The following is a 14,004-nucleotide window of genomic DNA, read 5'->3' as shown; positions in this document are numbered from 1 at the left end:
GTAGTAAGCAAAAATTTAGAATGAATGAAAGTAACAGGGAGGCAAACGATTTGAAAATTGCAGTAGATGCAATGGGCGGAGATAACGCACCAAAAGTAATTGTAGAAGGTGTCATGATGGCAGCTAAAGAATTCAAAGATATGGAATTTATTTTATATGGGAAAGAAGAATCGATTAGAAAATATTTGACAGATGAAACAAATATAACCATCGTTCATACAGATGAAAAAATTGCGAGTGATGATGATCCTGTTCGTGCTGTTCGTCGTAAAAAAAATGCTTCAATGGTATTAGCAGCTCAAGCAGTTAAAGATAAAAAAGCAGATGCCCTATTTTCTGCAGGAAATACAGGCGCATTATTAACAGCTGGATTATTGGTTATTGGAAGAATCAAAGGAATTGACCGGCCAGGGTTATTGGTATCGTTACCTGTTATTGGAACAGACAACGGGGCCTTTAATTTAATGGATGTTGGTGCAAATGCCGATACCAAGCCGGAAAATATTCACCAATATGCGGTATTAGGCAGCTACTATGCGCAATTTGTTAGAGGAGTCAAAAATCCAAAAGTTGGTTTATTAAACAATGGAACAGAAGAAAATAAAGGAAATGATGTTACTAAAAGAGCTTACCAATTGTTGGCAAACAATGCAGATATCAACTTCATTGGAAATGTAGAAGCACGCGAATTATTGAGTGGTGCAGCAGATGTAGTAGTGACAGATGGCTTTACTGGAAATGCTGTACTAAAAACAATTGAAGGTACGGCTATGTCTATGATGAAACTCATTAAAAATGCTGTTTATGATAATGGCACAAAAGCTAAATTAGGCGGATTATTATTAAAAGATAGTTTTTCTAATATGAAAGACGTTATGGATTATTCAACACATGGTGGTGCAGTACTATTTGGAGTTAAAGCACCAGTTGTTAAGACTCACGGGTCTACTGAGAAAGAAGCAGTTTACCACACAATTAAACAGATTCATGAAATGTTAGATTCACACGTTATTGATGACTTAGTACATTATTTTGAAGAAAAAGAATCATCTGCTGAGTAGCTCAATCAGATGCTAAAAAACCAGCTTTAAAAAAATAATTGGACAATGTTCTTGAACATCGTTAAAATATATAAAGTAATGGTAAATTATTCATTAATTACAAATGTCGAATACGGAGGTGTAATGTATTGTTAACGAATGAAACTTTCGAAAAAATCAAAAAAATTATTGTTGAAAGATTTGGAATTGATGAAGAGAAAGTATCTAAAGATCTTACTTTTAAAGATGATTTAGGTGCAGATTCTCTTGATGTTGTAGAATTAGTTATGGAACTAGAAGACGTTTTTGGAACAGAAATATCTGATGAAGACGCTGAACAAATCACTACTGTCGGAGATGCAGTAACGTATATCGAAGAACATAAAGATTAATAAAACTAGTTTAGAGTCCCTTAGCTTGTTAATAGCTAAGGGACTCTTTTTTAGATAACATTTAGCCGTTTATGGACTTAATCCAGAAATGGTTTATTTTTATGAATAAACCAAGTATAATGGACGAGCATGGAGAAAATTTTTATAGAAAGGGAGAATATAATGGATGAAACATTTTTAACACATTTAAATACTAAATTTGGCATAACTTTTCATGATCTTGCTTATTTAGAAGAAGCATTTACCCATTCATCATATGTGAATGAGCACAGGAACCTTAAATTGAAGGATAATGAAAGAATTGAATTTTTAGGAGATGCTGTTTTAGAACTGACCGTTTCAAGATTTTTATATGACTTATATCCAAATGTACCTGAAGGGAAATTGACGCGATTAAGAGCGACTATTGTGTGTGAAGCTAGTCTAAGTCAATTTGCAAAAGAATACGAATTTGATCAATTTATCCGATTGGGTAAAGGCGAAGAACGCATGAACGGAAGAAAACGTCCAGCCTTGCTTTGCGATTTATTTGAATCATTTATTGGAGCGTTATATTTAGATCAAGGATTAGACAGTGTCTTAACATTTTTAGAACAAACCATTTTTCCGAAAATCAAGTCCGGTGCTTTCTCACATGTGATGGATCATAAAACAAATTTACAAGAATTCTTACAACAAAAAGGCGAAATTGAAATCGACTATCAATTGGTTGATGAAATTGGACCAGCTCATCAAAAGGCTTTTGTAGTAGAAGTACGTGCTGAAGGTCAAGTCTTAGGCCAAGGCCAAGGTAAAACGAAAAAAGCAGCTGAACAAGTTGCTGCAGAAAATGCATTACTTATCTTAAAAGAAAAATAGTTTAGAAGAAAGGAGCCAGTAGTTGTGCAGTTAAAAAGAATAGACATCACTGGTTTCAAGTCGTTTGCAGATAAGACGACTATTGAGTTTCATGATGGTGTAACAGCTGTTGTAGGTCCTAATGGAAGCGGGAAAAGCAATATAACAGAAGCTATCCGCTGGGTTCTAGGTGAACAGTCAGCAAAAAACTTACGCGGTGGAAGAATGAACGACATCATTTTTTCAGGATCAGATACACGTAAACCAGTAAATGTAGCTGAAGTTACATTGATTTTAGAAAATGAAGACCACTTTTTACCGTTAGAATTTAGTGAAATCAGTATCACTAGACGTTTGAATCGAAATGGTGATAGCGAATTTTATTTAAATAAACAAGCTTGTCGTCTAAAAGACATTGTTGATCTCTTTATGGATTCTGGTTTAGGGAAAGAATCGTTTTCAATTATTTCACAAGGAAAAGTAGAAAGCATCTTTAACAGCAAACCAGAAGAACGAAGAGCTATTTTTGAAGAAGCTGCTGGTGTCTTGAAGTATAAGACACGTAAGAAAAAGGCGGAACAAAAATTAACAGAAACTGAAGAGAATTTGAATCGTGTTCAAGACATAGTGTATGAACTAGAAGATCAAGTAGAACCCCTTAGAGAACAAAGTAGTATAGCAAAAGAATATTTATTGTACAAAGAGCAATTGACTGAGATGGACATCGCGTTGACTGTGGTTGAGATCGAACGATTGAAATTGAAATGGGATGAAAGTAAAACAGGGATTTCATCTTTTGATAACCAATTGATTGAAAAGAAACAACAGTTAGCAGAATGTGAAGACCAGTTAAAAATCAAACGTAAGCAAAAAGCTGGTTTGACGGAAACCATTGAAGAGGTACAAGAACAATTGGTTCAAGCGATTCAATTATTTGAACAAACAGAAGGTCAAAAAAATGTGTTATCTGAGCGCAATAAATACACAACTGAAAATTTGCAACAACTTGAAACGTCAAAAGAACAGCTCAATCAAAAAATCGTTCAATTAGAGCAGCAATTAAATACGATCAATGAATTTCTTGCGACAAAAAACCAAAAAGAAAACCAAGTAAAAGCTGAACTTTCAGCAGTAGAAAAAGAGATTTTATCCCTTTCAGGAAATTCAAAAGAAACGATTGAGATCTTACGAGATGAGTATGTAGATCTCATGCAAAAACAAACCAGCTTACGAAACGAGCAAAGTTATCTTGAACGAAGTTCTTATCAAATGGCGCAAAGAAACCTCAAATCAAATGCTTCAGTTATAGATCTTGAAAAAAATATAAAAGACATTACTGAAAAAATTGAACTGTTTTCGCATGAATTAAAGGATGCTCAACAAGAAATTGCTCAAAAATTATTGCAATATCAAGAAACGCAAGCACATATTCAAGGCAAAAGACAAGAGTTGGAAGCAAATGAAACACGTATGTACGATGCTTTAAAAGTTGTACAGCAAGCAAAAGCGAAAAAAGAAAGTTTAAAAGAACTTAATGAAGATTACGCTGGTTTTTATCAAGGGGTAAGAGAGATCTTAAAGCAAAAACAGCAAGTCGGCGGTATTATCGGAGCTGTAGCAGAATTGATCGAAGTACCTAAACAAGCTGAATTAGCTATTGATATCGCGCTTGGAGCAGCAAGTCAAAATATTATTGTTCAAGATGAACAGAGCGGTCGTAAAGGGATTCAATATTTGAAGCAAAAACGATTAGGTCGAGCTACCTTTTTACCGTTAACTACAATAAAAGCGCGTCATTTACCATCTGTGATAGAACAAAAAGCGCGTAATTGTGAAGGGTATCTTGGAATTGCTAGTCAACTGGTGACTTACCCAACGACCGTTGCACACATCATCCAAAATTTACTAGGAACAACCATTGTAGCACAAGACTTGGCTTCTGCTAATAGGATTGCACGTGAAATACAGTTTAAGTACCGTGTTGTTACTTTAGAAGGAGATGTCATGAATGCTGGTGGCTCTATGACCGGTGGGGCAAGCAAATCTGGTAATCAAGGAAGTTTGTTTGGGCGTAAAAACGAATTAACGAATCTGACTAAGCAGATTACTCAAATGGAAGAAACGTTAACAAAAAAAGAAATAGAAGTTCGTACATTGAAACAAGACATTAAAAAAGAAGAAATCAGTTTAAATGAATTACGTGAACATGGTGAAAGACAACGTTTGAGAGAACAAGAATTGAAAAATCAAGCTGAAACGCTAGAAGAAAAACAAGTCCGATTAACAAGAGAATTAAAAGTCGTTCAGTACGAAAACCATGAAGCAAAAGAAGAAGCTGAATCTTATGAATTGAAAAAAGTAGAATTAGCAGAGGCTTTGCAAAATGTTACAACTGAGATGGAACAAATCAATCGTCAAATACTATTGGCTTCTTCTCAAAATGAAGAACGAGAAAAGAATCAAACAGTAGTAAATGAGAAACAACAATCATTGCGGACTGAGCTAGTTGCTTTAAAAGAGCAATTAGTAGGGTTGAAAAAAGAACAAAAAGCGGTGTCTAGTCAATTAGAAAGTCAACGTTTAGAAGTTAAAGCAATGGATAGTCGAATGGAACAAATGACACAATTTGATGGCAGTCATCAGATGACTAGAAAAGAGTTGGATGATAAGTTAGCTCAGTTAACAGAAACAAAACATAAATTGGACATTCAATTATCAACATTAAAAGAAGAAAAAAATGACATTGAACTTCAATTAAACGATATTGAACAGTTGACTACATTAACAAATAATCAAAAACACTATCTTTTAGAAGAAAAGACAAAATTTGAAGTAGCGCTGAATCGAACAGATGTAGCCATCGAAAATCGCTTAAACTATCTTACTGAAGAGTATGAGCTGACATTTGAAGCCGCAAAGGAAAGTCATATCCTTGAAATTTCAGTCGAAGAAGCAACACGTACTGTAAAACTATTAAAACAAAGCATTGAAGAGTTGGGCTCTGTTAATATTGGAGCAATCGAAGAGTTTGAGCGTGTGAACGAACGCTATTCTTTCCTAGTTGATCAACGTGAAGACCTTCTTGAGGCTAAAATCAGTTTATATACGACCATGAATGAAATGGATGAAGAAGTCAAACTAAGATTTTCAGAGGTATTTGAAGACATTCGAACCAAATTTTCTGTCGTCTTTCCACAAATGTTTGGCGGCGGATCGGCTGAATTACGTTTAACGGATCCTGAAAATTTGCTGACAACAGGTATTGACATCATTGCTCAACCACCAGGAAAAAAACTGCAGCAATTGAGTTTACTCTCAGGTGGAGAACGAGCCTTTACAGCAATTGCATTGATGTTCTCAATTATACAAGTTCGACCAGTACCTTTCTGTATCTTAGATGAAGTCGAAGCAGCGCTTGATGAAGCGAATGTGATTAGATTTGGACGTTACTTAAAACAGTTTGACGGCGACACTCAATTTATTGTCATCACTCACCGTAAAGGAACCATGGAAGAAGCAAATGTTCTTTATGGAATAACTATGCAAGAATCCGGTATTTCAAAAGTAGTTTCTGTTCGTTTAGAAGAAATAAACGATGTTCATGCAAGTATAACGTAGGTAAGATGATAAGAGAGAAAGGTCGATTGGTGTCGATCTTTTTCTCTTTTAAAATAGTTATTAAGAAGATAGGAGTCAAAGTATGATCAAATTAATTGCCATTGATTTGGATGGAACATTATTAAATGGAAAACATGCCATATCAAATGAAAATAAAGAAGCAATAAAAGCTGCAAAAGAACGAGGAGTTAAAGTGGTACTCTGTACAGGTAGACCTTTATTAGGAATGATCTCATTTTTAGAAGAACTAAATCTAAGAGAAGCAGGCGATTATGGGATTACGTACAATGGCGGTTTAGTTCAGCGGACAAATACTGGCGAAGTACTATCTAAACAAACCTTAACGAAAACAGAAATAGAAGAAATATTTGAATTAAGCAAACTAATCAATGTACCATGTAACTTTATTGATTTAGAAAATATTTATGAGCCGCCTTATCCTAAAGGCCGAGAATCTCTTTATCCAACCGTAATGACTGCATTGCCGTATGTTCCGATATCAATGGAAGAAGTTCCTGAAGATATCGCAATCAATAAAGCCGTTTTTTGTTACACACAAACAGATTTAGACGAAGCTATCAAAAATATTCCAACCTATTTTTATAAAAAATTCACGATAATGAAATCCCGACCAATCTTATTGGAATTAATGCCAAAGTCTGTTGATAAAGGACGAGGAATAGCTGTTTTAGCTCATTTGCTAGGTTTTGAAGCGTCAGAGGTGATGGCTTTAGGAGATGAAGCTAATGATGCTGCAATGATCGAATATGCAGGTATTGGTGTAGCAATGGGAAATGCTACTGTTGAAATCAAATCAATGGCTCAGTATATTACCAAAACAAATGAAGAGCATGGTGTAGCACATGCCATTCAAAAATTTGTGTTAAACTAATAACGTTAAGAAAAGAGGGTGTATAATGGGGTTATTTGATAAAATTAAAAAAGCTTTTACTGGCGAAGAAAAAGTTGAGACAACAGAAGTAACAGAGAAATATGAAAAAGGTCTTGAAAAAACGCGTAAAACTTTTTCAGAGCGCATGAATGAATTGTTTGCGAATTTCAGAACTGTTGATGAAGACTTTTTTGATGAACTTGAAGAAGTGCTCATTGGAGCTGATGTTGGGTTTGAAGCAACAATGGAAATCACTGATGCCTTACGTCAAGAAGTGAAACTAAAAAATGCAAAAGCGTCTAATGAAGTCCAACAAGTGATTATTGAAAAAATGGTCGAGATCTATGAGAAAGGAAATACAGAAAAATCCGTTATTCAAATCAACGAAGAAGGGTTAACGGTTATTTTAATGGTCGGTGTAAATGGAGTAGGGAAGACAACGACTATCGGTAAGATGGCTCATCTTTATCAACAAGAAGGAAAAAAAGTCATGTTAGCAGCTGGGGATACATTTAGAGCTGGAGCTATAGAACAATTGCATGTCTGGGGCGAACGTGTTGGGGTAGAAGTTATCAGTGGGAAAGCTGGTGGCGATCCTGCCGCAGTAGTTTTTGATGCGATAAAGGAAGCTAAACAACAGGAAGCCGATATTTTATTCGTTGATACAGCAGGCCGATTGCAAAATAAAGTAAACTTGATGAATGAATTAGAAAAAATGAAACGGATCATTGAACGAGAAATTCCTGGAGGTCCGCATGAAGTGTTGCTTGTATTAGATGCAACAACAGGACAAAATGCGATGAACCAAGCGAAGCAATTCAAACAAACAACAAATGTGTCAGGAATTGTTTTGACAAAACTAGATGGAACAGCAAAAGGTGGGATTGTTTTAGCGATTCGCAAAGAATTAGATATTCCAGTCAAATTTGTTGGATTAGGTGAAAGTATGGATGACTTGCAAGTATTTGATCCAAACGAATACATCTATGGATTATTCAGTGAATTAATTCAAAATTCTATTTAATAACTAGCTTAAAAGCCTTGTTCTAAATCTATTTTAGAGCAAGGCTTTTTTTAGTGAACATGTGTGCGTTTTCATTTTGAATGTGTCTTAATAATGTGATAATATGAGTCAGTATGATATTTTTCATCATTATACGCGCTTTATATAAGCAATTATTTTAGATTTAATAAGGAGGAAAAAAAGTGAAAGATAAATTATTTGAAGGGCTGCAAAAAATGGGTAAAACCTTTATGCTCCCTATTGCTTTGCTTCCAGTAGCTGGTTTGCTACTAGGAATAGGATCATCTTTTACTGGAGATTCATTTGTAGGTCTATATGACTTAGAGTGGCTACTAGGGGAAGGCACTGTTTTATATGGTATTTTAACAGTCCTTAAAGATTGCGGTACGATTGTTTTTGATAACCTGCCATTATTATTTGCTGTTGGTGTTGCTTTAGGAATGGCTAAGGCTGCCAAAGAAGTAGCAGCATTATCAGCTGTTGTCGCTTACTTAATGATGTATGCATCATTAACAAGTAGCATAACGAACTTTGGAAGTATCGAAACATTGCAACAAACACCTGGATTGATTGGTTCTGTCCTTGGTTTTGAAGCAACGATGAACACTGGAGTATTTGGTGGGATCATCATTGGTTTAGTGGTTGCAGCTTTGCATAATCGTTATTATAAAATTGAATTGCCTGATGCTTTATCATTCTTTTCTGGAACGCGTTTCATACCAATCGTATCCGCGTTTGCAGCTGTAATCGTAGGGATGATTCTTGCTTTCGTATGGCCATATGCCGGTGCAGCAATTGCTTGGTTAGGTTCTGTTGTAGCTGATCTTGGATATATAGGAACATTCTTATACGGGTTTATTTACCGTGCGTTGATTCCACTAGGATTGCACCACGTATTTTATCTTCCTTTCTGGCAGACCGCACTTGGTGGAACAGCTGAAATTAATGGCACAATTGTAGAAGGAGCACAAAATATTATCTTCTCACAATTAGCTAATGGACAAGCAGTTGATCCTGAAGCGGCTAAATTCTTCTCTGGAATGTTCCCGTTCATGATTTTCGGTTTCCCAGCAGCAGCATTTGCTATGTACCAAACGGCTAAACCAGAACGTAAAAAAGATGTTAAAGGACTTATGATGTCATCTTCTTTGACGTCAATTTTTACTGGTATTACTGAACCACTGGAATTTTCATTCTTATTTGCTTCACCATTCTTATACTTTGGAGTACATTGTGTATTAGCAGCGTTCTCGTTTGTGATTATGCACTTCTTAAGTGTTGGAGTAGGACTGACCTTCTCAGGTGGATTACTTGATTTCGTATTGTATGGTATTTTACCAGGACAAGGAATTACGAACTGGATACCAGTTGTCATAGTAGGAATCGTATATGCTCTTGTTTATTATTTCGTTTTCCGTTTCTTCATTACAAAATTCGACTTGAAAACACCCGGTCGTGAAGATGAAGTTACTGAATCGAAAATGTATACAAAAGCAGATTACCAAGCTAAAAAAGCTGGTAAAAATGCAACTAACGAACCAATTCAAGATGAAATGTCACATGACATTATTGAAGGTCTTGGTGGTAAAGAAAACTTGATTGATGTTGACAACTGTGCAACACGTTTAAGAGTGACCATCAAAGACGGAAAATTGGTTGATCAAGCTCAATTGAAATCAACTGGAGCAGCTGGAGTGGTTGTAAAAGGAAACAATGCTCAAGTCATTTATGGGCCAAAAGTTTCGAACATTAAATCAAATATTGATGAATATTTAGCTAACACATCAAGTACAAGTAGTGCTTCTCCTGCAAAATCTGCTAATCCTGCTGATGAAATGTCTATCAGCATTATTGAAGGACTTGGTGGAGAAGAAAACTTGATTGATGTTGACAACTGTGCAACTCGTTTGAGAGTTACCGTAAAAGATGGCCAATTAGTTGATCAAGCTAAGTTGAAATCAACTGGAGCAGCTGGAGTCTTAGTAAAAGGAAATAATGCTCAAGTAATCTATGGTCCAAAAGTTTCAAATATCAAATCAAATATTGAAGAATACCGTAATGGTAAAAACTAAGCAACTTTAATTAAATCAGAATACAAAGAATACCATCGCTGTTAGTGCGTTTAACTAACAGCGATGGTATTCTTTTGTATACATATAGCAATAGGCATTATAGGTAATAAATGTTTTGTAAAAATAAGACAAACTATTGACTATTGACGCGAAAATAGGTACGCTATTAAGGTGTGTAAACGTGTTTTCCTTGACAGTTATTAAGTAAAGAAAGAAGTGTTGAAGTGGAAATTGAAAAAACAAATCAAATGAATGCCTTATTCGATTTCTATGGCTCTTTATTGACCGATAAGCAAAAAAGCTACATGCAATTATACTACGCTGATGATTTTTCTTTAGGTGAGATTGCAGAAGAGTTTGAAGTTAGTCGTCAAGCGATTTATGATAACATAAGGCGAACTGAAAATAGTTTAATGGAATATGAAAGAAAGTTGCATTTATTAGAAGATTTCAATACAACAATGGCTGTCGTAGAGGATATGTCACGTTACATTAAAAGTCATTATCCAAAAGATGAGTCACTAGAGCAATATATCCAGTTATTAAAAAAAGATAGAGATGAGAAATAAAGGAATGGTGAAGTAAAATGGCATTTGAAGGTTTAACTGAACGTCTCCAAAATGCGATGACTAAAATGCGTCGCAAAGGAAAAGTGTCAGAAGCTGATGTAAAAGAAATGATGAGAGAAGTTCGTTTAGCTTTACTAGAAGCAGACGTTAACTTTAAAGTAGTAAAAGATTTTGTTAAAACAGTTAGTGCTCGCGCAGTAGGTTCTGAAGTATTAGAGAGTCTTTCTCCAGGACAGCAAATCATTAAAATTGTTAGCGAAGAATTAACTGATTTAATGGGTGGAGAACAAGAAACGATTCAAACGGCAGCAAAAGCACCAACTGTTGTTATGATGGTTGGGTTACAAGGGGCAGGTAAAACAACTACTGCTGGTAAATTGGCGAGTTATTTACGTAAGAACCAAAACAAGCGCCCATTATTGATAGCTGCCGATATTTATCGTCCAGCTGCTATCCAACAATTGGAAACGATCGGTAAACAATTAGATGTTCCGGTTTTCTCTATGGGAGACCAAGTAAGTCCAGTTGAAATTGCCAGACAAGGGATCGAGAAAGCCAAAGCTGAACATTTAGACTTTGTACTGATAGATACTGCTGGACGTCTACAAATCGATGAAACGTTGATGCAAGAATTAAGTGATATCAAAGAAATAACTCAGCCGACAGAAATCTTCTTAGTTGTAGATGCTATGACTGGTCAAGAAGCTGCTAATGTAGCCTCTTCTTTTAATGAACAATTAGATATCTCCGGTGTTATTTTAACCAAATTAGATGGTGATACTCGTGGGGGAGCTGCGCTTTCTATTCGTGCAGTAACTGGAAAGCCAATTAAATTTACGGGGTCTGGTGAAAAACTAGATGCTTTAGAACCGTTTTATCCTGATCGTATGGCTAACCGTATCTTAGGTATGGGTGACATGTTGACCTTGATCGAAAAAGCTCAGCAAGATTTTGATGAAAAGAAATCTGAAGAAATGATCACGAAATTGCGTGAGAATAGTTTTGACTTTAATGATTTTATTGAACAAATGGATCAAGTTAGCAATATGGGACCAATAGAAGATATTTTGAAAATGATTCCAGGTATGAATAATGTTCCAGGATTAGATAAGCTTCAAATCGATCCAAAAGATACAGCACGAATGAAAGCTATTGTGTTGTCTATGACACCGCAAGAGAGAGAAAATCCAGATATTTTATCTCAAAGCAGACGTCGTAGAATCGCTAGAGGATCTGCTCGTCCGATTGCTGAAGTAAATCGTATGATCAAACAATTCAATGAATCGAAAAAAATGATGAGTCAAATGTCTAAAGGCAATATGAATGGTATGGATAATCTATTTGGGCAAGGTGCTAAAGGCAAGCTTGGTAAAATGGCTATGAACTCTATGGTTCGCAAGAACAAGAAAAAAATGAAGAAAAAAAACAAAAAAGGGCGTAAATAAGAGTCTGAAATAGGAAATTTATCGTTTGTAAAAAAAAAACATGCTGTAAAGAAAAAACACTTTACAAGCTATAAATAAACTGGTAAACTACTTATTGTGAGATAGTTAATGGAGGTGTAAGAAATATGGCAGTAAAAATTCGTTTAAAACGCATGGGATCAAAAAGAAATCCTTTTTACCGTATCGTAGTTGCAGATTCACGTTCTCCACGTGATGGACGTTTCATCGAAACTGTAGGAACATACAACCCAGTTGTTGATCCAGCAGAAGTAAAAGTGGACGAAGAAGCAGTATTAAAATGGTTAGCTAATGGTGCTCAACCTTCTGATACAATTCGTAACATCCTTTCAAAAGAAGGCATTATGAAAAAATTCCATGAATCAAAAAACACTAAATAAAAGGATGTTTTCTATGGCTGACATAAAAGATTTAATTCTTACAGTTGTGAGTCCTCTTGTAAGTCATCCGGATGATTTGGCAATTGCTTTAGTAGAAACTGAAGAGTTTTTAGATTATCAATTGTCTGTTCATCCTGAAGATGTTGGACGAGTAATTGGAAAAAAAGGTCGCGTAGCAAAAGCTATTCGTACAATTGTTTACAGTGTGAGGGTCCTTGGATCTAAGCGTGTAAGATTAACGATTGTGAATAGTTAAATTCCGAAAGAGAAATCATTTCTTCAATAAGAGATGGTTTCTTTTTTTATAAATGATTTTAACAGGATAATAATGAAACATAATAAAAAAATAGCGTTGTAAATGAGGGAATAAAATGAAAAAAATGTACAATGTAGGAAAAATCGTGAACACACAAGGGATCAAAGGCGAAGTTCGTGTCATTTCAAAAACGGATTTTCCAGAAGAACGATACAAAAAAGGTTCCATTTTGACTTTATTTCAAGATGGCAAAAAAGTAATTGACTTAACGGTTACAAGTCACCGTAAACATAAAAACTTTGATATCCTATCCTTTGAAAACCATCCTAATATCAATGACGTAGAAAAATATCGTGATGGCATATTAAAAGTCGGCGAAGAGAAGCTAACGGAACTGCCAGAAAATGAATATTATTTGCATCAAATTGTTGGGTTGACTGTCCAAGATGAAGAAAACAATACGATTGGAAAAATAAGTGAAGTCATGTCGCCAGGCGCAAATGACGTTTGGATAATTGAACGACCTAAAAAGAAAGATCTATTGATTCCATATATTGAAGAAATCGTCTTGAAAGTTGATTTAGAAAATCAATTAGTGACTATTCATATGATGGAAGGGTTAGATGATTAATGAAAATAGATGTTTTAACCCTATTTCCGAGAATGTTCCAAGGCCCATTAACCGAATCCATTATTGGAAAAGCTATTGATAGAGATCTATTAAAAGTAGATGTGGTAAATTTTCGAGACTATACAGATAATAAACACCTGAATGTAGATGATTACCCCTATGGCGGCGGAGCGGGCATGCTGCTAAAAGCACAGCCAATTTTTGATGCCATAGATGCGATAAATGAGAAAGCCCCAGAAACTAAAAAAAGGGTCATTTTATTAGATCCTGCTGGCATACCTTTCACCCAATCTGTAGCAGAAGAGTTAGCAGAAGAAGAACATTTAGTCTTTATTTGCGGTCATTATGAAGGATACGATGAACGGATTCGTACATTGGTGACAGATGAAATTTCTTTGGGAGATTATGTGTTAACAGGTGGAGAACTTGGTGCGATGGTGATGATTGATGCTACTGTACGTCTGTTACCGGAAGTATTAGGAAATGATCAATCAGCTAAAACAGACTCTCATTCAACTGGATTATTAGAGCATCCGCAGTACACAAGACCGGCTGAATATCGGGGAATGAAAGTTCCAGATGTATTGATTAGTGGAAATCACAAAAAAATTAAAGAGTGGCAAGATAAAGAGTCAATCAGACGGACATTTGAAAGACGTCCGGATATGCTGGATAGCCTTGCTCTATCAGATGAACAAAAAAAATACTTAGGCGAGATCGAAAAAGAATCTTTGTAAAAAGTAAAAATGAACGATCAGTAAAGTAAAATTTTATAAAAACAAAGGAAATTTACTTTACACCTAATTAGGCATATGTTAAACTAATTTAGT

The 14,004-nt window shown here is 35.3% G+C and carries 13 protein-coding genes; all 13 read left to right on the top strand.

What is annotated here, in order from left to right:
• Positions 1–50 precede the first annotated feature (50 nt).
• Positions 51–1,061, top strand: a complete 1,011-nt coding sequence (gene plsX, locus NST49_RS09985) for a phosphate acyltransferase PlsX (RefSeq protein WP_341048373.1) — start codon at positions 51–53, stop codon at positions 1,059–1,061.
• A gap of 128 nt (positions 1,062–1,189) precedes the next feature.
• Complete coding sequence (gene acpP, locus NST49_RS09980) at positions 1,190–1,432, top strand: acyl carrier protein (protein ID WP_034536516.1); 243 nt, start codon at positions 1,190–1,192, stop codon at positions 1,430–1,432.
• Positions 1,433–1,594: 162 nt separating this feature from the next.
• Complete coding sequence (gene rnc / locus NST49_RS09975; RefSeq protein WP_034536517.1) at positions 1,595–2,290, top strand: ribonuclease III; 696 nt, start codon at positions 1,595–1,597, stop codon at positions 2,288–2,290.
• A 24-nt stretch (positions 2,291–2,314) separates the two neighbouring features.
• Positions 2,315–5,887 carry a chromosome segregation protein SMC gene (gene smc, locus NST49_RS09970; RefSeq protein WP_341048369.1) on the top strand — a complete coding sequence of 1,191 codons (3,573 nt, stop codon included), beginning with the start codon at positions 2,315–2,317 and terminating at the stop codon, positions 5,885–5,887.
• A gap of 82 nt (positions 5,888–5,969) precedes the next feature.
• Positions 5,970–6,779 carry a Cof-type HAD-IIB family hydrolase gene (locus NST49_RS09965; RefSeq protein WP_023177655.1) on the top strand — a complete coding sequence of 270 codons (810 nt, stop codon included), beginning with the start codon at positions 5,970–5,972 and terminating at the stop codon, positions 6,777–6,779.
• 25 nt (positions 6,780–6,804) lie between these two features.
• Complete coding sequence (ftsY, locus tag NST49_RS09960) at positions 6,805–7,803, top strand: signal recognition particle-docking protein FtsY (protein ID WP_023177657.1); 999 nt, start codon at positions 6,805–6,807, stop codon at positions 7,801–7,803.
• A 182-nt stretch (positions 7,804–7,985) separates the two neighbouring features.
• Entirely contained in the window at positions 7,986–9,875 is a 1,890-nt protein-coding gene (locus tag NST49_RS09955; protein WP_023177659.1) for a PTS transporter subunit EIIC, read from the top strand.
• 224 nt (positions 9,876–10,099) lie between these two features.
• Entirely contained in the window at positions 10,100–10,444 is a 345-nt protein-coding gene (locus NST49_RS09950; protein WP_023177661.1) for a putative DNA-binding protein, read from the top strand.
• Positions 10,445–10,461: 17 nt separating this feature from the next.
• Complete coding sequence (gene ffh / locus NST49_RS09945) at positions 10,462–11,889, top strand: signal recognition particle protein (RefSeq protein ID WP_023177663.1); 1,428 nt, start codon at positions 10,462–10,464, stop codon at positions 11,887–11,889.
• Between the two features lie 125 nt (positions 11,890–12,014).
• Positions 12,015–12,287, top strand: coding sequence for a 30S ribosomal protein S16 (rpsP, locus tag NST49_RS09940; protein WP_023177665.1), 273 nt, complete (start codon positions 12,015–12,017; stop codon positions 12,285–12,287).
• Between the two features lie 13 nt (positions 12,288–12,300).
• Positions 12,301–12,543 carry a KH domain-containing protein gene (locus tag NST49_RS09935; protein WP_034538579.1) on the top strand — a complete coding sequence of 81 codons (243 nt, stop codon included), beginning with the start codon at positions 12,301–12,303 and terminating at the stop codon, positions 12,541–12,543.
• Positions 12,544–12,658: 115 nt separating this feature from the next.
• Positions 12,659–13,174 carry a ribosome maturation factor RimM gene (rimM, locus tag NST49_RS09930; RefSeq protein ID WP_023177668.1) on the top strand — a complete coding sequence of 172 codons (516 nt, stop codon included), beginning with the start codon at positions 12,659–12,661 and terminating at the stop codon, positions 13,172–13,174.
• A complete protein-coding gene (trmD, locus tag NST49_RS09925; protein WP_341048361.1) occupies positions 13,174–13,911 on the top strand; it encodes a tRNA (guanosine(37)-N1)-methyltransferase TrmD in 738 nt (245 codons plus the stop codon). Before rimM ends, trmD begins: the two co-directional genes overlap by 1 nt.
• Positions 13,912–14,004: the final 93 nt, after the last annotated feature.

Origin of the sequence: Carnobacterium sp. FSL W8-0810 (genome assembly GCF_038007125.1) — a bacterium.
GTDB classification, from domain to species: domain Bacteria; phylum Bacillota; class Bacilli; order Lactobacillales; family Carnobacteriaceae; genus Carnobacterium_B; species Carnobacterium_B inhibens.
This window is presented reverse-complemented; position numbering and strand designations above follow the sequence as displayed.